The sequence below is a fragment of the Amycolatopsis sp. NPDC051716 genome (assembly GCF_040681595.1).
Taxonomy (GTDB): domain Bacteria; phylum Actinomycetota; class Actinomycetes; order Mycobacteriales; family Pseudonocardiaceae; genus Amycolatopsis.
The window spans coordinates 1-20354 of the sequence record NZ_JBFAZA010000050.1 but is presented as its reverse complement, the minus strand read 5'-3'; the positions used below and the strand labels follow the sequence as shown (position 1 = coordinate 20354).

Genomic DNA, 20354 nt, shown 5'->3' with positions numbered 1-20354 from the left:
CGTGGCGCCTTGTTCGTCTAGGGGCCATTGTCAGCGGAGACGAAGGAGCCGACATGCCGACATTCGCCGCGTTCATGGTGTTCCCGGCCGAGCCGGACCCGGACCTGGTCGCGAACGGGATCGACCGGTACCTGGCCTGGCAGGAGGAGCTGCGGGCCGCCGGGCGGCTGGTGACCGCGGCCGGGCTGGCGCCGGATTCGAAGGTGGTGCACGCCGGCAACGTCATGAACGGGCCGTTCACGGAGTCGAGTGAGGTGATCGCCGGCTACATCGTCGTCCGAGCCGGCAGCCTCGATGAAGCGGCGAAGCTGTTTCTCAAGCACCCGATCGCCGAGGACGGGATCGGCTGGTTCGTGCTGCACGAGATCGCGCTGACCGATCAGGACGCCCGCGAAACCCACCTGCGATGACGACGGCCGGGGTGGTCGAGCGGCTGTTCCGGCACAGCACGGGACCGATCCTCGCCACCCTGACCCGGGCGCTCGGACCGGACCGGCTGGACCTGGCGGAAGACTGCCTGGCCGACGCGCTGGAACTCGCTTTGCGCAGCTGGCCGGTCTCCGGCGTACCGGCCAACCCACGCGGCTGGCTCTTCCGGGTCGCCCGCAACCGGGCGCTCGACGTCGTGCGCCGCGAGAAGACTTTGCGCGCGAAGCTTCCCCTGCTGACCGGGGACGTGCCGGAGACGGACGACGGCGAACTGGCGTTGATGTTCCGGTGCTGCCACCCCGCGCTGCCCCGCGCCTCCCAAGCCGCGTTGACGCTGAAGATCGTGGGCGGACTGGGCGTCCGGGAAATCGCGACAGCGTTGCTGGCAACGGAATCCGCGGTCGCGCAACGACTCGTCCGCGCGAAGAAGTGGTTCCGCGAGTCCGGCGAAGCGGTCGAACTGCCGGAGCCGCTGGAGGCCCGCTTGGACGGCGTGCTCGACGTGCTCTACCTGCTGTTCAACGAGGGCTACCAGGCCACGACCGGCGAGCTGGTGGTGCGCCGCGAGCTGTGCGCCGAGGCGATCCGGCTGACCTGGCTGCTGACCGCCGACGCGCGGACCGACCTGCCGCGCGTCGGCGCGTTGCTCGCGCTGCAGCTGCTGCAGGCCAGCCGGCTGCCGGCGCGCGACGAGCTGCTGCCGATCGGCGAACAGGACCGGAGCCGGTGGGATGCCGAACTCGTGCGGGAAGGCGCGCAGGCCTTCGAGCGGTCCTGCGTCGGGCCCGAACTGTCGGCGTTCCACGTCGAAGCGGCCATCGCGCTGTGCCACACCACGACCGAACCCGACCACCGGCGAATCCTGGGGCTGTACGACGACCTGCTGCTCGTCCGGCCGACGGCGGTCGTGCGGCTCAACCGGGCGATCGCGCTCGCCGAGGTCGACGGGCCCCGGGCCGGCATCGCCGAGGTGGAAGCGCTGCGGACCGAACTCGCCGGGCACCTGCCGTGGTCCGCCGCGCTGGGGGCGTTGTACCTGCGGGCCGGGGACTCCGGCAAGGCGGCGCGGCACTACCGGCGAGCGCTGACCCTGCCGTGTTCGGAGCCGCAGCGGTCTTTCCTGGAGCAGCGCCTGGCCGCGTGCCGGTGATCCCTGGTTGGCTGGTCGCGTGACCGACTACGTCGACGGGTACTGCGAACGCGTCGGGCCCGGGCTCTGGGGTGAGCCGCTCAACAGTCTCAGCAATCTCGCCTTCCTCGTCGCCGCCGTGCTCGTGTGGCGGCTGGCCAACGGGGATCGGACCGGCCGGGTGCTCGCCGGGCTGTTCGGGCTCGTCTTCGTCGCGAGCACCGTCTTCCACCTGCTCGCGACGCGCTGGGCGGCGGTCGGGGACTCGGGCGCTCTACTGCTCTTCGCGGCCGTGTACGCCGTGCTGTTCACCCGCGACAGCTGGAGCCCGCGCTGGGCGTGGGCCGCCGCACCGGTGTTCCTCGCGCTGACCGTAGGCACGGCGTTGCTGGGCGGCGGGCTCTACCTCGGCGCTCTCATCGGCCTCGGCGTCTTCGCCGCGATACTCGCCTTCAAGCGCGACGCCCACTGGACGCACTTCGCCGTGGCAGGTGCCATCTTCGCGCTCTCATTGAGCTTGCGCGGGCTCGACCGGGACGTGTGTGACTACGTCCCGGCCGGCACGCACTTCCTCTGGCACCTGCTCACCGGCGTGGTGCTCTACCTCGTGTCACGGACGCTCATCCGCCGCGAGAGTCCTTAGTGGACACCGATCGGGCGCAGGTCCTTGTCGTTCTCGTCGGCGTGGTAGTCCTCGGCGTTGGTGTCGTCGGTGCCGTTGAAGACCTTCAGCTGCCGGGCGATCACCGTCACGATCACCGTGACCACCAGGTTGCCGATCAACGCCACGAAACCGACGTAGATCTGGACCGCCGAACCCGCGAACGGGTGCCAGCCGAACAGCGACAGGTTGCCCAGTGACAGCGCCGAACCGCCGAAGTGCTGCTTGCCGTTGGCCGGGTTGGGGATGCCGTACAGCATGATCAGGCCCCAGCCGATGCCGACGACCCAGCCCGCGATCAGGCCCCAGCGGTGGAACCAGCGCGTGTACAACGCGAGCGCCACGGCCGGCAGCGTCTGCAGGATCAGCACGCCGCCGATGAGCTGGAGGTCGATCGAGAACTGCGGGTCGATCAGGATGATCACGGCGACCGCGCCGAGCTTCACGACCAGCGAAGCGAGCTTCGCCTGCTTCGCTTCTTCCTGCGGTGTCGCGTTCTTGCGGATGTACTCCTTGTAGATGTTGCGCGTCCACAGGTTGGCCGCGGCGATCGACATGATCGCGGCCGGCACCAGGGCGCCGATCCCGATCGCGGCGAAGGCGATGCCGGCGAACCAGGACGAGAACTGGCTGTCGAACAGGACCGGGACGATCGTGTTGCCGTCCGCCTTGCCGGTGGCCGCGTTCGTCAGCGGCTTGACACCGGCGGTGATCGCCACGTAGCCGAGCAGGGCCAGCAGGCCGAGGACCAGCGAGTACGCCGGGAGCGCGACCATGTTCCGCTTGATGACGTTGCGGCCGCGCGAGGCCAGCACGCTGGTCAGCGAGTGCGGGTACAGGAACAGCGCGAGCGCCGAGCCCAGGGCCAGCGTCGCGTACTGCAGCTGGTTGTTGGCCGTCAGCAGGATCGACCCGGCCGGCTTGCCCGTGGCCGGGCTCGGCGTGCCGAGCTTCTTCGCCGCGGCGTCGAAGATGTGCGACCAGCCGCCCAGCTTCGAGGGCAGGTAGATGATCGCCACCAGGATCACGATGTAGATCAGGATGTCCTTGACGAACGCGATCAGCGCGGGCGCCCGCAGGCCGGACTGGTAGGTGTAGAAGGCCAGGATGACGAAGGCGACCAGCAGCGGCAGGTGCCCGACGATGCCGGAGCCGTTGATGCCCATCGTCCGCAGCACGGCTTCGAGGCCGACCAGCTGCAGCGCGATGTACGGCATGGTCGCGACGATGCCGGTGATCGCGACCAGCAGCGCGAGGATCGGCGAGCCGAAGCGGCCGCGCACGAAGTCGGCCGGGGTGACGTAGCCGCGCACCCGCGAAACCGACCACATCCGCAGCGCCGGGAGCAGGACGATCGGGTAGACGACGATCGTGTACGGCAGCGCGTAGAGGCCCAGCGCACCGGCGCTGAACACCAGCGCGGGCACCGCGACGAACGTGTACGCCGTGTAGAGGTCACCGCCGAGCAGGAACCAGGTGATCCACGAGCCGAACTTGCGGCCGCCGAGACCCCATTCGTCCAGGTGGTCCAGCGTGCTGCCGCGCTGCCAGCGCGACGCCATGAAGCCGAGCACGGTGACCAGGGCGAACAGGATCGTGAAGATGATCAGCTCGGGCCACTGCAGGTTGCTCATCGAGCGTCCCCCTCGTCCAGGTCTTCGACGCTCAGCTTGTCCGGGGCGTCAACGGTCCGCTTGTCCCGCGTCATCATGTAGACGATCCAGGTGCTGAGCACCCCGATCGCGACGAAGAGGAATTGGAACCAGTAGAAGAACGGCATCCCGAACAACCGTGGACCGTCCAGGTTGAACAGCGGTGTGACCAGGACCAGCAGCGGGACGATCAGGAGCAGGTTCCACGGGCTGTACTGGAACCCGCGCACCTTTCCGTCGTGCTTCACAGTCGACATCGGACCTCACCTAACACTCCCGTAACCGACTGCCTGACCTTAAGACCTCAGTGACAGCGAGTCACGCTTGTCCGATATCGATTTGATCGCCCCGGTCGCCGATGCCGACCAACGTCGGTTGCCCCACCCCCGCGGGCCCTATATCAATAGCCCGACTCCGCACGCGCAAACCCAAAAGGGGCAACCGTATGACACGACTCCGCTACGCGGTGGTGATCCCGGCGATCGCCGGCACCCTGCTGGCCGGGTTCACGCCTGCGTTCGCAGGTCAGGAGGTCGCGGCCGGTAAGCAGCCGCTGAACTCCACGAACATCCCGGCGCAGTACGCGAACCAGAAGCTGGACTGGCACAAGTGTGCTGTCCCCTCCGAGCTGCCGACGGCCCCGCCCGCGGGTGCCGAGGACATGGAGTGCGCGACCTACAAGACCCCGCGCAACTGGTACCAGGCCAACGCCCAGATCGACCTGACCATCGCGGTCAGCCGGCTGAAGGCGACCAAGGACGCGACCGCCAGCGTCGTCACCAACCCCGGCGGCCCGGGCGCGCCCGGCCGCAACTTCCCGGCCCGCCTGCGCAACCAGCCGAAGCTGCGCGAGCACCAGGAAATCGTCGGCTTCGACCCGCGCGGCACCGGCAAGAGCACCAACATCACCTGCGGCGGCGCCATCGGCACCGGGTCGGACCTGGACCCGCGTGACCGCGACCGCGGCAACCTGAACCTGATCCTGCAGGCGACGAAGTACGCGGCGCTGTCCTGCCAGCAGAAGTCCGGCGAGCTGGGCCCGCTGATCAACACCGACCAGACGGTCAAGGACATCGACCTGCTGCGCGTGCTGCTCGGCCGCGACAAGATCAACTGGGTCGGCTACTCCGCGGGCACCTGGATGGGCGCGCACTACGCGCAGGCCTACCCGGCCCGCACCGGCCGGTTCGTCCTCGACTCCTCGACGGAGTTCACCACGACCTGGCAGAAGTCGTTCGACTGGCAGCCGCTCGGCTTCGAGCGCCGCTTCCGGCAGGACTTCCTCCCGTGGGTGGCGAAGTACGACAAGCTCTACCACTTCGGCACCACCGGCGAAGCGGCCCGCCAGACCTACGAGCAGGTCCGCTACGCCCTGACCCAGGGCGCGGTCACCCTGCCCGACGGTTCGACCGTCTCGGCCAACGGCCTCGACTCGTTCATCGCGTCGCAGATCTACTCCAAGCGCGCCTTCCCCGGCCTGGCCGACTACCTGGTCAGCGTCCGCACGCTGACCCAGGGCACCGCTTCGGCGCAGGCCAAGGCGTCGGCGGCACAGAAGGTCAAGGCCGGCGACAAGAGCACGGTCACCTACGGCCCGCAGCCGCTGATGGTGCCGGCCGACGGCGACTCCTACGACGCCAGCTTCTGGACCATCCCGTGCAACGAGGGTCCGTGGACCGGCTCGCCCAACAGCGCCATCAAGGACTCGCAGAAGCTGATCGACCAGCAGCTGCCGCTCCTGGGTGCCGGCTGGTTCATCCAGCCGTGCCTGTTCTGGAAGAAGCCGCCGGCCCCGCTCCCGGTGCTGGACGGCAAGGGTGTCCCGCCGGTGCTGATCGTCGAGTCGGAGCACGACCCGGCGACGCCGATCGAGGGCGCGCGGCGCGCGCACAAGGCGTTCGCGGGTTCGCGGATGCTGACGATCACCGGTGAGGGTGACCACGGCATCTACGCCGGCGGCAACGCGGGTGTGGACAAGGTCGTGGAGGCCTACCTCGTCGACGGCGTGGTGCCGAACGACCAGAGCCTGCCCGGCATGCCACTTCCGGTGCCCGCGGGCGCCTGACACCACAAGGGCTAGTGGCGGCCCCGCCGAACGGACGTTCGGCGGGGCCTTTCCACACCTGTGCACAGAGTTGTCCACAGGCGGTGGACAACTCCGGTGGTATTCCATCCATGCCCCCGCCACCACCCTCAACGGAGGCGCTTCGCGCCGCGGTGGTATTAAAATGCCGCCTATGGTGCGGGTACCGCTTACGGATGAAGAGCGCGAACGGGGCGAACGCCTCGGCCAGGCACTGCGCGCGGCGCGGGCCGGCCGGAGCATGGTCGACGTCGCCGCGGAGGCGGGGATCTCGGTCGAAACGCTCCGGAAGATCGAGACCGGCCGCATCCCGACACCGGCCTTCTTCACGGTCGCCGCGATCGCCGATGCCGTCGGCCTGCCGCTGCAGGAGCTGCGCGCGGCCGTCACGCCCGCCGCGTCACCCACGCTTTCGCAGGCGAGCTGACCTGCGGAAATGCCCTGGCACCTCACCGAGGACATCGACGACTTCCTCGCCCGGACCGGCGGCTTCCTGCGCTCGCGGCCCGCGCTGCACACCTCGCAGCTGACCCGGCTCGAGAAGCTGCGGACGCAGGAGGAAAAGGGCACGCTCTTCGGCCGGCTGGAGCAGGACGGCGAGGTCCGCGCGATCTGCTACTGCCGCCCGGCGCAACGCCTGATCCTCACCGCGGTCGCAGCCGACGAGGCCGACGCCCTCGCCGCGGAACTGGCCGGCCGGCCGTTGTCCGGCGTGACCGCGGAGGACGACACCGCCGGCGCGTTCGCCGAGGCGTGGCAACGGCACACCGACGCGGTGCCGGTGCCCGGGGTGCGGGTCCGGCTCTACCGGCTCGGCACTCTCACCCCGCCGGAGCCGATGCCCGAAGGCCGCGCCCTGGCCGCGCGGGACCGTGCGGAGGTCATCCGCTGGTGCGGCGAGTTCGCCACCGCGGTCGGGCAGGCGCCCATCGCCGACGAGCGGTCCTGGGCCGCGTCGAACTTCGCCGGCAAGCAGTTCACGTTCTGGGAGACCGATTCGCCCGTCGCCATGGCGGGATGGACCCCGGTGCTGGCGGGCATGGTCCGGGTCGACCCCGTCTACACCCCGGCCCGGTTCCGCGGCCGGGGTTACGCCGGCGCCGTGACGGTCGCCGTGAGCCAGGCCGCGCTGGCCGCCGGCGCGACGGACGTCGTCCTCTACACCGATCCCGCCAACGTCACCAGCAACGCCCTGTACCGCCGCCTCGGCTACGCCCCGATCGCGGCTTTCCAGGGGTACGACTTCCGCTAGGCCGGCCGCAGCTGCTTGAGGATGTGCTCGCGGTCGTTGAGGAACACGCACCCGGGCACCGGCAGGTCGTAGCTGTTGAGCAGCTTCTCGAAGTCCGAAAACTCGTCGGCGGAAAAGCCGAAGCCGACCCGGTACGCGTGCGCGGCCAGCACGTCGGCCAGTTCCTCCCACTCACCGGCCCACAGCAGCGTCCGGTAATGGGTGTAATCCTCCGGGGAGAGCCGGTTGCCGATCGTGGTCAGGACGCTGTCGGCGAAGAAGCTGATCCGGTTGCCCTTGAGGTCGGCGACCGTCGGGTTCGCCGGGTCGCGCGCGGTGTCGGGGTTGCGGACCACGCCGGGCCCGGCCACCGGGTAGGCGGTGTGCACGTGCCCGTTGTCCTCGACCAGCACGATCAGGTGGACGTTGAACCGCTCGCCGGCACAGCGCCAGCGGCCGTTGCGCTGCTGCCGCCGGGCCTCGCTGGGGTCGTTCGCGACGTCCTTGACCACGGAGATGATCTGCTCGTCGGTCCAGCCGGCCGGGAACTCGCTGGTCGCCCTGCGCCCGACGCCCGGTGCGTGCCCGCCGCCCACTCGCTGCTCCCTTCGTCGCACCGAGGGTAGGTCAAACGGCGGCGGCGAGCAGCACGATGCCGACCACCTGGAGGTCGAGACCGCGGAAGAGCTGGCGGACGAGGTTGGCCGGCATCGGGCCCATCGGGGTGTCGACGAACCCGGGATTCGCGTAGTCAACGGCGGTCCGGGTGACCGTGCGCAGGATCGAAAGCACCGACAGCGGCACGGCGAGCCACGCCGTCGCGGCGAACGACGTCCCACCCGCGAGGGTGACCACGACGAGCGCTGTCACCCAGAGCAGACCCACCCCGGCGAGCACCAGGCCGTGGGCCAGCACGAGGTCGCGGTCCGCCGAGCCCACCCACCGCCGCCGGCCCGGATTGCGCCACAGCTCGCCGAGCCCGCCGCCGAACGGCGTCAGCGCGACGTACCCGCCGATGCCGATCAGGACCGCGCCCGGCACCGTCGGCACCGCGATGTGCGCGACGACAACCGCCAGGCCGACCAGCAGCGCCGCGCCCGCGTACCGCGCCCGACCGAGGGTGCCCGCCCAGGCCAGCCGCAGCGGCGTCGGGCGACGCAGCGAAAGCCCGCCGGTCGGCGCGGACGGCGGGAGCAGCATCATCGGGTCGAGGAAGGTGACGGCGACCGAGCGCAGCACCCGGCCGTCCCACCCGGCGAGCAGCGCCGCCCGGCCCGCGCGCGACACCGGTTCGCCGCCGAAGGCCAGCGGCAGCGCGGCGGCCAGCACCCCGGCCGCGACGAACTGGACGGTGGCCGCGCCGAGGCCCAGCGCGGCGATCACCAGGCCGAGAACCGCGAGCGCCAGCGGACCCAGCGCGTCGAGACGCAGCGACGTCCGCCGAGCCGAAGCGAAGGCCGCCACCCCGGTCGCGACGACGATCGCGATCGCCGCCCGCCACTGCTCCAGCCCGGCGCCGCCGACGGCGAGCAGCAGCGCGGCCAGGTAGCCGGTCACCACGACCACCCCGGTCCACGCGCCGAGCAGCCGCAGCGTGACGACGCGGGCGCGATCCACCGGGGCGAAGTCGAGCCAGGTCAGCTCGGCCGGCTCGACCCACGCGAAGCCGCGCCGCAGCAGGCCGCGCCAGCCCACCGCGCAGCAGAGCGTCAGCAGGCCGAGCACGGCCGGGAAGTCCACAGTGGACGATCCGTAGAGCGCGGGGCGCCAGCCGTCGACGTGGAAGAACGCGGTGAACAGGAAGCCGAAGCCGAACAGGAGGACGAAGGTCGCGGTGTCCCCGCTGAAGATCCCGCCGAACCGCTTGCGCCCCGGGATCCGCATCCGCCTCGGCGTCAAGGTCACCACAGTTCGAGCACGCTGTCCGCGGCTTCCAGCAGCGGCGGGTGGTGGGTGGCCACCACGACCGCCGCGCCGGCCGCCGTCGACCGGGCGATCACCTCGACCAGCCACTCCTTGCCCGCCGTGTCCAGCGCGCGTTCCGGCTCGTCCAGCAGCAGCACCCGGTGCGGCCGGGCGGTGACGCCGAGCAGCAGCAGGCGGCGGCGCTGCCCCGCGGAGAAGTGCCCGGATGTCACGCGCATGCGTTCGCCGAGGCCCGCGTCGCGCAGGAGTTCCTCGTGGTCGCCGAGGTCGGCGCCGAACGAGCCGGACAGCAGCTCGAGGTGCTGCAACGGCGTCAGCTCGGCGAAGAAGTCGGAGTCGTCGAACAGCACCGACACCTTGCGCCGGAACTCGACGTCCCGCTCGTCCGGCAGCTTGCCGTCGACCAGCACGCGGCCCCGCTGCGGCTTCTGCATGCCGTAGAAGCAGCGCATCAAGGTCGACTTGCCGACGCCGTTGGGCCCGACGATCGCGGCGCACTCCCCGGGGTCGACGGAGAAGTCGAGGTCGTCGAACAGCCACAGTTCACCGGCCCGGACGCCGAGCGCCTTCGCGTCGATCATCGGAGGGCTTCGAGTACCGGGGCGAACTGGTCCATGTTGTGCTCCAGGACGGTGTAGTAGGTCAGGCCGAACCGTTCGCGGTGCGCGTGGAGCTGCTCGGCCACCTCGGCCGGGGTGCCGGCCAGCACGGTCGGCAGCTCGGCGAGCTGGGCGGCCGTCAGCAAGCCCTGGAAGGTGTCTTCGAACTGGCTGAGCGCGGCCTTGCGGTCATCGGCGATGTGCACGAAGTGGACGAGCAGGTTGAACTCGGCGGTGCGGTCGCCCAGCTTCGACCGGACGAACCGGACGCGCTCCTCGATGTCCTCCGCCGTCGCCGGGACCAGCGCGGCGCCGTCCGGCGTCTTCGCCGTACCGGTGAAGCCGATGATGTCGGCGTGCTCGGCGGCGAGCGTCAGGATCCGGTCGCCGCGGCCGGCGAGCAGCAGCGGCGGTCCGCCGGGACGCACGGGCGCGGGCTTGTGCTCCGGGTCCGCGTAGAGCCGCTTGAGCTCGGCGATCGTCCGCTCGAGGTGGTCGACGCGCTCGCGGCCGGACGGGAACGGCATCCCGGCGGCCTCGAACTCCTCCTTGACGTACCCGGCGCCGAGCCCCAGCTCCAGCCGTCCGCCGGTGAACTGGTCGGTGCCGGTGACGTCCCGGGCCAGCAGCACCGGGTTGTAGAACGGCGTGTTGAGCACGAAGGTGTTCAGCTTGACGCGCGAAGTGACCTCGCCGGCGAGCACCAGCGCCGGGAACGGCGGCGCCATGCCCAGGTGGTCGGCCGCGGACAGGACGTCGTAGCCGAGATCCTCGACCCTGCGGCACTTCTCGACCCAGGCGGCGCGGGTGTCCGGCACGACCATGTTGACGCCGAAGCGGAAATCCCCAGTCATGCTGCCAAGGTACTCAGTGGAGTTTTTCGAGCACCGGGGCGAGCCTGGTCAGGTCGTCTTCGAGCACCGTGAAGTAGCTGGCGCCGAGGTTCTCGCGGGTGCGCAGCAGCTGCTCGGCCACCGCGTCCGCCGAGCCGACGAGGACCGTGGCCAGCTCGCCGAGCTCCTCGACGTCGAGGTGCGGCACGAGCCGGTGGGCCGTCTCCAGGGCCGTCCGCCGGTCATCGGTGATCCGGACGAAGTGGACCATCAGGTTCAGCTCGGCGTCCCGGCCGTCGAGCACCCGCTTCACGAAGCCGGCGCGCTCGGCCAGCGCGGTGGAATCGGCCAGGGCCAGCCGCCCCTCGGCCGCGCCGGGCGCGGTGCCGGTGAGGGCGATGGTGTCGGCGTGCTCGGCGGCGAAGGTCAGCATCCGGTCGCCGCGGCCGCCGAGCAGCAGCGGCGGCCGCGGGCGGCCGGTGAACGCGCGCTCGATCTCGGTGACCACGTCGGCGAGCCGGCGGAACCGGAGGCCGGGCGTGCCCCAGTCGATCCCGGCGGCTTCGAACTCCGCGCGGACGTACCCGGCACCGACCCCGATCTCCACCCGGCCGCCGGTGAACTCGTCGAGCGCGGCGAGGTCGCGGCTCAGGAGCACCGGGTTGTGGAAGCTCGCGTTGAGGACGTAGGTGTTCAGCCGGATCCGCTCGGTCGCCTCGGCGGCGAGCAGCAAGGCGGGCACCGGCGCGACCCGGCCGAGGTGATCGACCACGCCGACGACGTCGTAGCCGAGGTCCTCGGCCTGGCGGCACTTCGCCACCCACTCTTCCCGGGAGCCGGGCACGTACAACGCGACCCCGAAGCGAAACGGTCTCATGGCGCGAAACTACCCAGAAATGCAAAAGGGGACGCCTCCCGGATGCGGCCGGAAGGCGTCCCCTGCTCAAGAAGCTCAGCTCAGGCGCTGGGCCAGCGCGTCGAGCTCGTCACGCAGCGACGTCGGCACCCGGTCGCCGATCTTCTCGAACCACTCCTCGATCAGCGGCAGCTCCTCGCGCCACTCCTCGGGCTTGACGTCCAGGGCGGCCTGGATGTCCTCGAGCGGCTCGGTCAGGCCCTCCGTGTCGAGGTCCTCGGCGCGCGGCACGAAGCCGACCGGCGTCTCGACGGCGTTGCCCTTGCCCTCGACGCGCTCGACGACCCACTTGAGGATCCGCGAGTTCTCGCCGAAGCCCGGCCACAGGAAGCGGCCGTCGTCGCCGCGGCGGAACCAGTTGACGTAGAAGATCTTCGGCAGCTTGTTCGCGTCGGCGTTCTTGCCCAGCGTCAGCCAGTGCTTGAAGTAGTCACCGGCGTGGTAGCCGAGGAACGGCAGCATCGCCATCGGGTCGCGGCGGACGTTGCCGACCGCGCCGGCCGCCGCGGCGGTGGTTTCCGACGACATGGTGGCGCCCATGAACACGCCGTGCTGCCAGTCGCGGGCCTCGTTCACCAGCGGCACCGTCGTCTTGCGGCGGCCGCCGAACAGGATCGCCGAGATCGGCACGCCCTTCGGGTCGTCCCACTCCGGCGCGAGGATCGGGCACTGCGACATCGGCGTGCAGTAGCGCGAGTTCGGGTGGGCGGCCTTCTCGTCCGAGTCCGGCGTCCAGTCCTGGCCCTTCCACGACGTCGCGTGCTCGGGCTTGTTCTCCATGCCCTCCCACCAGATGTCGCCGTCGTCGGTCAGGGCGACGTTCGTGAAGACCGTGTTGCCCTTCTCGATCGTGCGCATGGCGTTGGGGTTGGTGTGCCAGTCGGTGCCCGGCGCGACGCCGAAGAAGCCGAACTCGGGGTTGACCGCGTACAGGCGGCCGTCCTCGCCGAAGCGCATCCAGGCGATGTCGTCGCCCAGGGTTTCGGCGCGCCAGCCCGGGATGGTCGGCTGCAGCATGGCGAGGTTGGTCTTGCCGCAGGCGCTCGGGAACGCGGCCGCGACGTAGTGGACCTTGTCCTCGGGCGAGATCAGCTTGAGGATCAGCATGTGCTCGGCGAGCCAGCCCTCGTCACGGGCCATCACCGAAGCGATGCGCAGCGAGTAGCACTTCTTGCCCAGCAGGGAGTTGCCGCCGTAACCCGAGCCGTAGCTCCAGATCGCGCGCTCCTCGGGGAAGTGCGAAATGTACTTCGTTTCGTTGCAGGGCCAGGAAACGTCCTTCTCGCCCGGTTCGAGCGGGTGGCCGACGGAGTGCAGCGCGGGCACGAATTCACGCTCGCTGCCGTCCGGCGCGACGAACTTCTCGAGCGCCGCCTTGCCGGCGCGGGTCATCACGCGCATCGAAGCGACGACGTAGGCGAAATCCGTGATTTCGATACCCAGCTTGGGATTGTCGTCACCGAGCGGACCCATGCAGAACGGGATGACGTACATCGTGCGGCCGCGCATCGAGCCGCGGAACAGCTCGGTCATGGTGGCCTTCATCTCGGCCGGGTCCATCCAGTTGTTGGTCGGACCGGCGTCCTCGGGACGCTCCGAGCAGATGAAGGTCCGGTCTTCGACGCGGGCGACGTCGTTCGGGTCGGAAGTGGCCCAGAAGGAGTTCGGCTTGGACTTGAGCTGCACGAACGTGCCGGCCTCGACCAGCTCCTGGTTGATCCGGGCGGCTTCTTCGTCAGACCCGTCGACCCACACCACGCGGTCCGGGGTGGTCAGTTCGGCGACCTCCCGGACGAAGGACAGCACGCCGGTGTGCGTCGTCGGCGCGGTGTCCAGTCCGGGGATGGCGACTGCGGTCATCTCTACTCCTGACTTCCGACGACAAATGCGCCCGCACCGGAACGACGTTGTCCCGGTGCGGGCGTCATTGCCGGCGACCGAATGGCTTCGCACACCGGCTGGCGAACCGGTGTCTGCGATTTGGGATTCCCCGAGAGTAGCCGCATGACCGGCAAGTAACCGAGAGCTGACGTGTAGGTTCTCTCACAAGAACGATAAGGGAATCGATTCAGATGTCACTTGATCGGTGTATTCGCTGAAAATCTTCCGGTGGCCCGGGACACAGCTGTGACCTGGTCGTTTTCATTGACGACATGAAGAAAGCCCGGGGCCGCGGCCCCGGGCTTTCAAACTATGACCTGGATCACTCAGTTCGGCGAAATCCACTGCCCCGTGCCGGAGTCGATGCGCGCGACGCCTTCCAGCGTCTGCGTGCCGGCTTCGCCCCAGGCGGCGTCGGCGGCCGGGTCGCTTTCGGCGTTCATCAGTCCACTGGAGACTTCGGTCCACTGGCCGGGGCCGGCGTGCTCGAACGTCGTGGTGGTGCCGTCGGACTCGGTCTGCACCGCGATGTCCGCTTCGCCGTCGCCATCCTTGTCCGTGAAGGCGATGGTGCCGCCGCTCTTCGTCTCGACGATGGCGGTGTCGTTGTGCCCGTCGTGGTCGGTGTCGATGGTCGCGACCCCGGCGTCCACCTCACCGTCCGGCAGGTCGGCATGGATGTGGCCGCCGGAGCTGTCGTCGCGGCCGGTGCCGGAGTCGTCGTGGCCACTGCCGGCACCGTCGTGCACCCACTGGCCGCTGGCCTCGTCGTAGACCGCCTGCTCGACGACCTTCCCGTTCTCGTCCAGCACGGCGTAGTGGTCGGCCTCGCCGTCGTGGTTCGTGTCGATGAAGGCCTGGGCCGAGCCGTCGTCGTGCTCGATGATCGCGGTGTCGTTCACCCCGTCTTCGTTCACGTCGTAGTTGACCTCGGCCTGGTACTCCTGGCCGTCGACGTGGACGTGCATCGCGTCCGGGCTGCTCGCGTCGGTGTCGCTGCCGCCGCTCTCGTCGACCCACATGGGACTTCCCCCTTCGAACCGGGTAACACGCTCCGACCTGCTGTCTGAGGGTATGACTCACCGTAGGCCCGTTCGGTTCCGCTCCACAACCGGACCGCCGTCAGGCCGTTTTGTCCCGGAGGGCCCGGATCCGCGTCAGAAAGGCTTCGGCGCGGTCGCGGCCGTCGCTGACCTCCTTGAGCCGCTTCGACACGACGGCGATCTTCTTGGCCCGCTCCTGCGCACCCATCTTGATCGTCTTGTCGACTTCCTTCAGCTCGGCCTCGATCGCGTCGATGCGCCGGCCCAGCGCCTCGTCGAGCGCCATCGAGAGCTGCTGCTCGGCCTCGATGAGCTGCTCGGCGACGAGCTGGTCGAGCGTCGAACGGGCGTCCGCGATGGCCTCGACCAGCCACTGCTTCATGTGCTGCTTGTCGGCCGCGTGCTTGCGCGTGCGGGCCATCCACCAGCCGGCCCCGAGGCCGATGATGATCGTCGCGGGCAGCACCACCGGGTTGAGGATCGCGACGCCGGCCAGCGGGAGCGCGGCGACCTTGCCGGCCCCGACGCCGCCGGAGATGCCCATGAAGACGAGCAGCTTGTCCTCGGCCGTCGGCGGCTTCTTGTCCGGCGGGCGCAGGACCACCGGCGGGCCGCCCGCCCGGGCGAACTGCGCGCGGATGACGTCGAGCTCTTCGGGCGAGAACAGCTCCGACAGCGAGACGTTCGTGACCTGGTTCAGGCGCTGCGAGAGCAGCATCGAAATCCGCTGCGACGTCGTCTGCAGCGCGAGGTCGACCTGCTGGGGCAGCGCGGCCAGCTCGTCGCGCTTGGCCGCGTCGATCAGCTGGCGGAAGTGGGTCTGCGCGTCCCGCATCTGCCGGGCGCTCTCGTGCCCGATCTCGACGCGGGTGCGCTGCACCTCGCCGCGCAGCTTCAGCTGCCAGCCGCGGGTCGACGTCCGCCGCTCGGCCTGCAGCCGGTCACGGCGCTCGCGCAGCTGCTCGGCCTCGGCCTCACCCGCGGACAGCGCCCGGCTCTCGGCCTGCAGCTTCGCCTTGAGCTCGCCGAGCGCACTGGACAGCGCACGCAGCGTGTTCGCCTCGCCGAGCATCGCCGAACGGCCGACGAGCAGCTCCTGCAACGCCGTCTGGATGGCGGCGACCCCGGACTTCTCGCGCAGCATCGCGGCCATCTGCTCGTTGGGCGCCTTCGCCGCGGTCTCGAACATCCGCGCCGACACCGCGTGGAACACCGCGTCGGCGAAGCGGGGGGCGTATTCGCGCAGCAGCTGCCGGTCGGCCTCCATGACCTCGCGCCAGCCGCGGAACATGTCCACCTTGGTCAGCGCGAACACGACGGTCTCCACGCGCTCGCCGACGTCACGCAGGAACTGCAGCTCGGTCGAGGTGAACGGCGCCGACGCGTCGACGACGAACAGCAGCGCGGTGGCGCCCGCGGCGGCTTCCTTGGCGAGCTCGCCGTGCATCGAGTCGAGCCCGCCGACGCCCGGCGTGTCGACCAGCGAAAGCCGTTCCAGCAGCGGCACCGGCCCGGTGACCTCGACGTACCGCGGCGGGATCTGGCCCGGCGGCAGCTCGTGCGCGGCGGAGACCCAGTTGATGAGCTGGCCGAGCCCGATCGGCACCGGGGCGAGCTGGCCGGGGTAGCAGGCGTGCGCGGCCCAGGCGTCCGCGTGGTCGAACACCAGGTAGGTCGCGGTGGCGACGTCGGCGTCCACGGGGGACAGTCCCGGCATCGCGAGCAGCGCGTTGACCAGCGAGCTCTTCCCGCGGTTCGTCTCGCCGACGACCACGACGGCCGGCTTCTTCGGCCGGGCCCGCCGGATGCCCTCGACCCACTTGGCGACGTCCGGATCGGCGTCGCGGACGACGGTCAGCAGCTGGTCTCGGGTCGCGGCGACCTGCGTGGGCAGGCTCGGCGCGGTCGGTGCGCTCACGGGTTCTTCTTCGCGTAGACGGTGACGATCGGGGCGCGCAGCAGGCGGTCGTGGTCGGCGAAACCGGCGACCTCGGTTTCCGCGACGATGCCGTCGAGCGCGGGGTCTTCGGTCGGGACCGCCCCGCCCGCTTCGTGGTGCGCCGGGTCGAACCGCTCACCGTCGGGCCGCAGGGCCTGGACGCCGATCGCGGCGAGCCCCTCTTCCAGCCGTTCGACGACGCCGCCGCTGCGGGCGCGGTCCAGGGCGTAGAGGCACATCTGGATCAGTGCCTGGCGATCGGCGAGGGCACGGTCGAGATCCGTGCCCTGCTGCTGCAAGGGGTGCACATCGGTGTCCGACGCGGCGGCACCGCGGTCGGTTCCGTCCTTGCGAAACCACGCCATGACGTTCAGTGAACCTTATTCAGCCGCCGGCCGGGGGCGGAACCGGGCGAAGGAACCGGATCAGGATCGTCCGGAGGATCGCCTGCTCGGCGGGCAGATCGAGGTCGTGCTCGAGACTGGCCCGCGAAATCATCGCGTCGATCAGCCCGGCGACCCAGCCGGCGGCCGCGCCCGGGGGGACGCCGGGGTCGATCAGCCCGGCGTCGGCGGCGCGGGTGACCAGCACGGCCAAGCCGTCCCGCAGCGCGCGGTCGTTGCGGCGGATCAGCTCGGCGAAGTCGTCGTCGCGGGCGGCCTGGGCGGCGGCTTCCAGCACGAGCCGGGCGACGGCGGGGTGCGCGAGCTGGCCGGCCAGCTCGGTGACGACGTCGAGCAGCGCCGCCAGCGGGTCGGCCGTCTTCGCCGCGGCTTCGAGGCGGCCGGCCGTCTCGGCGGCGTCGTCGGTGAAGATCGCCGTGAACACCGCGCGCTTGCTGGGGAAGTAGTGGAAGAGGCTGCCGGAGCTGATGCCCGCGGCCCGGCAGAGGTCCGCCGTCGTCGTCCGCTCAAAGCCCTTCTCGGCGAAGCAGCCGGCCGCGGCGTCGACGATCGCGCGGCGCTTGGCCGCGTGCTTGGCGGGGTCGACCGTCCTCATCGCTCGACCGGCGGCTCGTCCCGCCAGGGGTAGCCGTGCTGGGCGAAGGCCGGCGCCAGTTCGTGGTTGCGCAGGTCCGTCTTTTCGCGCGCGATCTCGCGGCCGTCGGTGGTGCGCAGGACGAGCTCCTTGCCGTCGAGGTAGACGGCTTCGAGGTCGGCCTCGATCCGCCGGGTCTTGTCGCCGCGGACCAGCGTGACCCGGGTCGGCGACACCGTGACGACGAGCCGCTCGTGCGCCCAGATCGCGGCGAACGCCAGGCCGAGCACGAGCCCGCCGGCGACCGCGGCCAGCGTCGCCCACGGCTGCGGCAGCTTCGTGAGCACCTTGAACACGCCCTGGAAGGGGAAGGCGGGCAGGTCGCTCACCCAGGCGGCGATGGCCCAGACGCCCACGCCGAGCGCGCCCCCGACGAGCGGGCAGCCGACCCAGGACCCGGTGCGCAGCCACGACGGCTCGTCGACGGTCGTCTCCATGCCACCATTATTAGACCGCGCGCTCGGTTTATGGTGTTCGGGGGCGGATCTCGCGTGATTGGGCGCACATCACGCGTGATTGGCGGGGCATCACGCGTGATTGGGGGGTCGACACGCGTGATTGGGGGGTCGACACGGGGTCAGACGAGGTCGTCGATGACCTGGCGGAGGACCGCTTCCAGGCCGGGGCCGTTTTCGGCCAGGCGGGAGGAGACCAGCAGCTGGTCTTCGGCCGTGCGCAGCCAGATCGAACCGGCGACCGAGATCTCGATGACGTTCAGGCGGAACGGGTAGGCGCGGCGGCCCTGCTTCACCTCGGCCTCGCGCACCAGCTGGCCGAGCCGCTCGCCGGCCACGATCTGGCGGCGGTAGAAGCCGGGTGCCCACGGGGTGGTGCCCGACGGCTCGTTCGTCCCGCGCAGGGCGGGGCCGCGGGCGTTGGCGAAGTGGCGGGCCGCGGCCGGGCCGTAGAACTCGAGCGCCTGCCGCATCGCCGACCCCTGCGCGAGCGCCGGCCGGCCGTAGCGGGAGCGCGGGCTGCGCGGATCCGGGTCTTCGCGGTTGCGCAGGAAGGCCAGCAGGTCGACCCACCAGTCGGCCCACTGCGCCTGGACGGCCGCGCGGTCGAGCCCGGCCGGGATGTGCACCGGGACCTGGGGCTCCACCGGCGGCAGCACCTGTCCTTCGGAAACGGACAGCGCCAGGGCGTCACGGATGTAGAGCGCGGCGTCGACCTCGGTCTCGCTGCTCCAGCCGGCCCGCCAGGATGTCGTGTTTTCTAGGCGCACGCCTCAACAGTACGCGGAAAGGCGGGCTCACCAGCGGAATTCGGCAAGGCGGAAACAAGCTCAGGCGTCCCGGACCTGTTGCCAGATCAAGAAGTACGCCCGGTGGACGACGTGGGCGACGCGGCTCTGCGCCGGCGTCGCACCGAAGGACGCGAAGGACCGCCACCAGCCGGCGCGCTCGAGCGCGTGCGCGGCGAGCTCCGGCCGCGGGGCCCCCGGCTTGCCGAGCTGGGCGCCGATGTCGGCGTTGCTGCCGACCCGCAGCACCTCTTCGGACAGGTCCTCCGGCATGTCGACCGCGCCGGAGGCGACCAGCGTCAGCGCTTCGAGCAGCCGCAGCTGGTGGGCCTCGGGCTTGGCGAGCAGCACCTCGATGGCGTCGTGGACGCGCTGGCGCTCGGCCGGATCGGCCGAGGCGTGCGCGAGCGCGGTCACCGAGGCCAGCGCCGCGGCCGCCTTGATGCCGTCGGCGCGGGCGGCGAACACCACCGCCAGCCGCTGCCGGACCGCCTCCAGGCCGGACGCGTCGAGCAGCGCCCGCCGCAACGCGCCCGCCGTGATCTCCGGCTCCTTGCGGACGGCCTCGACGCCGTGCGAGACGCCGAACAGGTCGAGCTTCTCCAGCAGCCGCAGCCGGGTGCCCGCCGGGACGTCGCACTCCCAGCTCGTGAAGATGTCGGCCGAGATCAGCATGGTCTGCAGGACGTCGTCGTCGAGCTCGGCGAGCTGCCGCAGCGCGTCGGCGTCGGCGGAGGTGAAGCCGCCGGACTCGGCGGACTCGGCGATCAGCCCGATCACCGGCAGCACGTCGGCGACCCGCGGCTTCAAGGTCGACGCCTGCTTCTCGGCGAGCAGCGTCGCGGCCTTCCAGACGTCGCCGCCGGACCCCTCGACGGACTCGGGCGCGATGGTGTCCGCCTTGTTGAGGACGGCGATCGCGTTGACCGGGCCCGCCTCGCGGCTCGCCGTGGCCGCGGTGAAGGCGGCGAGGGCCTGCTGGTCGTCCGCGCGAACGCCCTGGGTGACGACGTACAGGACGGCTTCCGCGCCCGCGACGGCGTTGCGCGAGGTGTCGTCGAGCTCGTCCGAGCCCTCGTCGTCCTTTTCTTTGCGGTGCTTCGCCGCGCCCAGCAGCTGCTCGGTGCGGGACACCGACGCGGCGTCGAGCGAGCCGAGGCCCGGGGTGTCGATCACCGTCATGCCCTGGAGGACGGCGTTGGTCAGGTACGCCTCGATGTGCGACACCTGCTCGATGTCGACGCCCAGCTCGGCGGGGATCATGCCGTCGGAGGCGAACGGGAGCACCTGCTTGCGGCCGTCGGTGAAGACGATCTCGACGCGGTCCACCGTGCCGTACTGGAAGCGGGTCACCAGCCGCGTGCACTCACCGATGTCGGTCGGCGCGACCCGGCGCCCGATCAGGGCGTTGACCAGCGTCGACTTGCCCGACTTGATCCGGCCGGCCACGGCCACCTGCAGGGGTGCCCCGAGCCGGCGCAGCACTTCGGCGAACCCCGCGGCGGTGCGCGCGGAGACCTGCGGCTGCAGGCGGTGGCACAGGTTGGCCACCGACATCGACAGCGGGCCGGCGAGCCGGCCCTGCTCCGGTGACGTCACGGCCCCCAGCCCTCCCCGTCGTAGGCGACCACCCCCGGTGAATCGTGCCATGTGCCTCATCCCCAGGTCGCACCGAAGGTGCTACCGGCGACCGACGCGCGAACTCCGCCGGGCGACCTAGTGTTGTGTGGTGCGACGGCTGAGCCTCTGGA

At 70.7% G+C, this 20354-nt stretch carries 21 protein-coding genes; 6 read left to right on the top strand and 15 right to left on the bottom strand.

The annotated features are described in order from the left end of the window. The first annotated feature begins 53 nt into the window (after positions 1-53). From AB0M30_RS42725 to AB0M30_RS42715, 3 genes are read left to right on the top strand one after another with little or no spacing between them, the layout of a single operon-like run. The gene (locus AB0M30_RS42725) at positions 54-410 is read left to right on the top strand and encodes a YciI family protein (protein ID WP_364596900.1); all 357 of its coding nucleotides are present in this window, start codon (positions 54-56) and stop codon (positions 408-410) included. Then, entirely contained in the window at positions 407-1579 is a 1173-nt protein-coding gene (locus tag AB0M30_RS42720; RefSeq protein WP_364596897.1) for a DUF6596 domain-containing protein, read from the top strand. The genes AB0M30_RS42725 and AB0M30_RS42720 overlap by 4 nt, the downstream gene beginning before the upstream one ends. A 19-nt stretch (positions 1580-1598) precedes the next feature. Further along, positions 1599-2201 (top strand): hypothetical protein, encoded by a 603-nt coding sequence (locus AB0M30_RS42715; protein WP_364596895.1) that lies wholly within the window; start codon positions 1599-1601, stop codon positions 2199-2201. Here AB0M30_RS42715 and mctP read toward each other — a convergent pair. Both mctP and AB0M30_RS42705 read right to left on the bottom strand, forming a co-directional pair. Beyond that, positions 2198-3853 (bottom strand): monocarboxylate uptake permease MctP, encoded by a 1656-nt coding sequence (gene mctP, locus AB0M30_RS42710; protein ID WP_364596892.1) that lies wholly within the window; start codon positions 3851-3853, stop codon positions 2198-2200. The genes AB0M30_RS42715 and mctP overlap by 4 nt on opposite strands. After that, positions 3850-4128, bottom strand: coding sequence for a DUF3311 domain-containing protein (locus tag AB0M30_RS42705; protein WP_364596889.1), 279 nt, complete (start codon positions 4126-4128; stop codon positions 3850-3852). The genes mctP and AB0M30_RS42705 overlap by 4 nt, the downstream gene beginning before the upstream one ends. Positions 4129-4316: 188 nt before the next feature. Between AB0M30_RS42705 and AB0M30_RS42700 the strand changes: the two genes are divergently transcribed. The 3 genes from AB0M30_RS42700 to AB0M30_RS42690 all read left to right on the top strand — a co-directional run bounded on the left by AB0M30_RS42700 (position 4317) and on the right by AB0M30_RS42690 (position 7206). Then, on the top strand, positions 4317-5936 hold the full coding sequence (locus AB0M30_RS42700) for an alpha/beta hydrolase (RefSeq protein ID WP_364596886.1): 1620 nt from the start codon (positions 4317-4319) through the stop codon (positions 5934-5936). 172 nt (positions 5937-6108) lie between these two features. Beyond that, positions 6109-6381: a helix-turn-helix transcriptional regulator gene (locus AB0M30_RS42695; RefSeq protein ID WP_364596883.1), complete on the top strand. Its 273-nt coding sequence runs from the start codon at positions 6109-6111 to the stop codon at positions 6379-6381. A gap of 9 nt (positions 6382-6390) precedes the next feature. Next, positions 6391-7206 (top strand): GNAT family N-acetyltransferase, encoded by an 816-nt coding sequence (locus tag AB0M30_RS42690; RefSeq protein ID WP_364596880.1) that lies wholly within the window; start codon positions 6391-6393, stop codon positions 7204-7206. Here AB0M30_RS42690 and AB0M30_RS42685 read toward each other — a convergent pair. The 13 genes from AB0M30_RS42685 to AB0M30_RS42625 all read right to left on the bottom strand — a co-directional run bounded on the left by AB0M30_RS42685 (position 7203) and on the right by AB0M30_RS42625 (position 20160). Continuing rightward, positions 7203-7781, bottom strand: a complete 579-nt coding sequence (locus AB0M30_RS42685) for an EndoU domain-containing protein (RefSeq protein WP_103340370.1) — start codon at positions 7779-7781, stop codon at positions 7203-7205. The genes AB0M30_RS42690 and AB0M30_RS42685 overlap by 4 nt on opposite strands. Before the next feature lie 31 nt (positions 7782-7812). Next, entirely contained in the window at positions 7813-9093 is a 1281-nt protein-coding gene (locus tag AB0M30_RS42680) for a hypothetical protein (protein ID WP_364596878.1), read from the bottom strand. Next, a complete protein-coding gene (locus AB0M30_RS42675) occupies positions 9087-9692 on the bottom strand; it encodes an ABC transporter ATP-binding protein (RefSeq protein ID WP_103340368.1) in 606 nt (201 codons plus the stop codon). Before AB0M30_RS42675 ends, AB0M30_RS42680 begins: the two co-directional genes overlap by 7 nt. Then, entirely contained in the window at positions 9689-10564 is an 876-nt protein-coding gene (locus AB0M30_RS42670) for an LLM class F420-dependent oxidoreductase (protein ID WP_364596875.1), read from the bottom strand. The genes AB0M30_RS42675 and AB0M30_RS42670 overlap by 4 nt, the downstream gene beginning before the upstream one ends. 13 nt (positions 10565-10577) lie before the next feature. Continuing rightward, on the bottom strand, positions 10578-11420 hold the full coding sequence (locus AB0M30_RS42665; RefSeq protein WP_364596872.1) for a TIGR03621 family F420-dependent LLM class oxidoreductase: 843 nt from the start codon (positions 11418-11420) through the stop codon (positions 10578-10580). 75 nt (positions 11421-11495) lie between these two features. Further along, a complete protein-coding gene (locus AB0M30_RS42660; protein WP_364596869.1) occupies positions 11496-13319 on the bottom strand; it encodes a phosphoenolpyruvate carboxykinase (GTP) in 1824 nt (607 codons plus the stop codon). A 347-nt stretch (positions 13320-13666) separates the two neighbouring features. Further along, a complete protein-coding gene (locus tag AB0M30_RS42655) occupies positions 13667-14362 on the bottom strand; it encodes a hypothetical protein (protein WP_364596866.1) in 696 nt (231 codons plus the stop codon). Positions 14363-14462: 100 nt separating this feature from the next. After that, positions 14463-16301, bottom strand: a complete 1839-nt coding sequence (locus tag AB0M30_RS42650; protein ID WP_364596863.1) for a dynamin family protein — start codon at positions 16299-16301, stop codon at positions 14463-14465. Further along, positions 16298-16687 (bottom strand): nucleotide exchange factor GrpE, encoded by a 390-nt coding sequence (gene grpE / locus AB0M30_RS42645; protein ID WP_364596860.1) that lies wholly within the window; start codon positions 16685-16687, stop codon positions 16298-16300. Before grpE ends, AB0M30_RS42650 begins: the two co-directional genes overlap by 4 nt. A gap of 19 nt (positions 16688-16706) precedes the next feature. Then, positions 16707-17321: a TetR/AcrR family transcriptional regulator gene (locus AB0M30_RS42640; RefSeq protein ID WP_364596857.1), complete on the bottom strand. Its 615-nt coding sequence runs from the start codon at positions 17319-17321 to the stop codon at positions 16707-16709. Further along, positions 17318-17797: a hypothetical protein gene (locus AB0M30_RS42635; protein WP_364596854.1), complete on the bottom strand. Its 480-nt coding sequence runs from the start codon at positions 17795-17797 to the stop codon at positions 17318-17320. Before AB0M30_RS42635 ends, AB0M30_RS42640 begins: the two co-directional genes overlap by 4 nt. Positions 17798-17937: 140 nt before the next feature. After that, positions 17938-18585 (bottom strand): hypothetical protein, encoded by a 648-nt coding sequence (locus AB0M30_RS42630; protein WP_360165314.1) that lies wholly within the window; start codon positions 18583-18585, stop codon positions 17938-17940. Between the two features lie 60 nt (positions 18586-18645). Further along, a complete protein-coding gene (locus tag AB0M30_RS42625; protein ID WP_364596991.1) occupies positions 18646-20160 on the bottom strand; it encodes a dynamin family protein in 1515 nt (504 codons plus the stop codon). Between the last annotated feature and the right edge of the window lie 194 nt (positions 20161-20354).

Excerpts from the sequence above, each read along its gene's own strand:
- AB0M30_RS42725 (WP_364596900.1), top strand. The coding sequence starts at position 54 with ATGCCGACATTCGCCGCGTTCATGGTGTTCCCGGCCGAGCCGGACCCG.
- AB0M30_RS42665 (WP_364596872.1), bottom strand. The coding sequence starts at position 11,420 with ATGAGACCGTTTCGCTTCGGGGTCGCGTTGTACGTGCCCGGCTCCCGG.
- AB0M30_RS42720 (WP_364596897.1), top strand. The coding sequence starts at position 407 with ATGACGACGGCCGGGGTGGTCGAGCGGCTGTTCCGGCACAGCACGGGA.
- grpE (WP_364596860.1), bottom strand. The coding sequence starts at position 16,687 with ATGGCGTGGTTTCGCAAGGACGGAACCGACCGCGGTGCCGCCGCGTCG.
- AB0M30_RS42670 (WP_364596875.1), bottom strand. The coding sequence starts at position 10,564 with ATGACTGGGGATTTCCGCTTCGGCGTCAACATGGTCGTGCCGGACACC.
- mctP (WP_364596892.1), bottom strand. The coding sequence starts at position 3,853 with ATGAGCAACCTGCAGTGGCCCGAGCTGATCATCTTCACGATCCTGTTC.
- AB0M30_RS42635 (WP_364596854.1), bottom strand. The coding sequence starts at position 17,797 with ATGGAGACGACCGTCGACGAGCCGTCGTGGCTGCGCACCGGGTCCTGG.
- AB0M30_RS42705 (WP_364596889.1), bottom strand. The coding sequence starts at position 4,128 with ATGTCGACTGTGAAGCACGACGGAAAGGTGCGCGGGTTCCAGTACAGC.
- AB0M30_RS42695 (WP_364596883.1), top strand. The coding sequence starts at position 6,109 with ATGGTGCGGGTACCGCTTACGGATGAAGAGCGCGAACGGGGCGAACGC.
- AB0M30_RS42655 (WP_364596866.1), bottom strand. The coding sequence starts at position 14,362 with ATGTGGGTCGACGAGAGCGGCGGCAGCGACACCGACGCGAGCAGCCCG.
- AB0M30_RS42690 (WP_364596880.1), top strand. The coding sequence starts at position 6,391 with ATGCCCTGGCACCTCACCGAGGACATCGACGACTTCCTCGCCCGGACC.
- AB0M30_RS42700 (WP_364596886.1), top strand. The coding sequence starts at position 4,317 with ATGACACGACTCCGCTACGCGGTGGTGATCCCGGCGATCGCCGGCACC.
- AB0M30_RS42625 (WP_364596991.1), bottom strand. The coding sequence starts at position 20,160 with ATGTCGGTGGCCAACCTGTGCCACCGCCTGCAGCCGCAGGTCTCCGCG.
- AB0M30_RS42660 (WP_364596869.1), bottom strand. The coding sequence starts at position 13,319 with ATGACCGCAGTCGCCATCCCCGGACTGGACACCGCGCCGACGACGCAC.
- AB0M30_RS42640 (WP_364596857.1), bottom strand. The coding sequence starts at position 17,321 with ATGAGGACGGTCGACCCCGCCAAGCACGCGGCCAAGCGCCGCGCGATC.
- AB0M30_RS42675 (WP_103340368.1), bottom strand. The coding sequence starts at position 9,692 with ATGATCGACGCGAAGGCGCTCGGCGTCCGGGCCGGTGAACTGTGGCTG.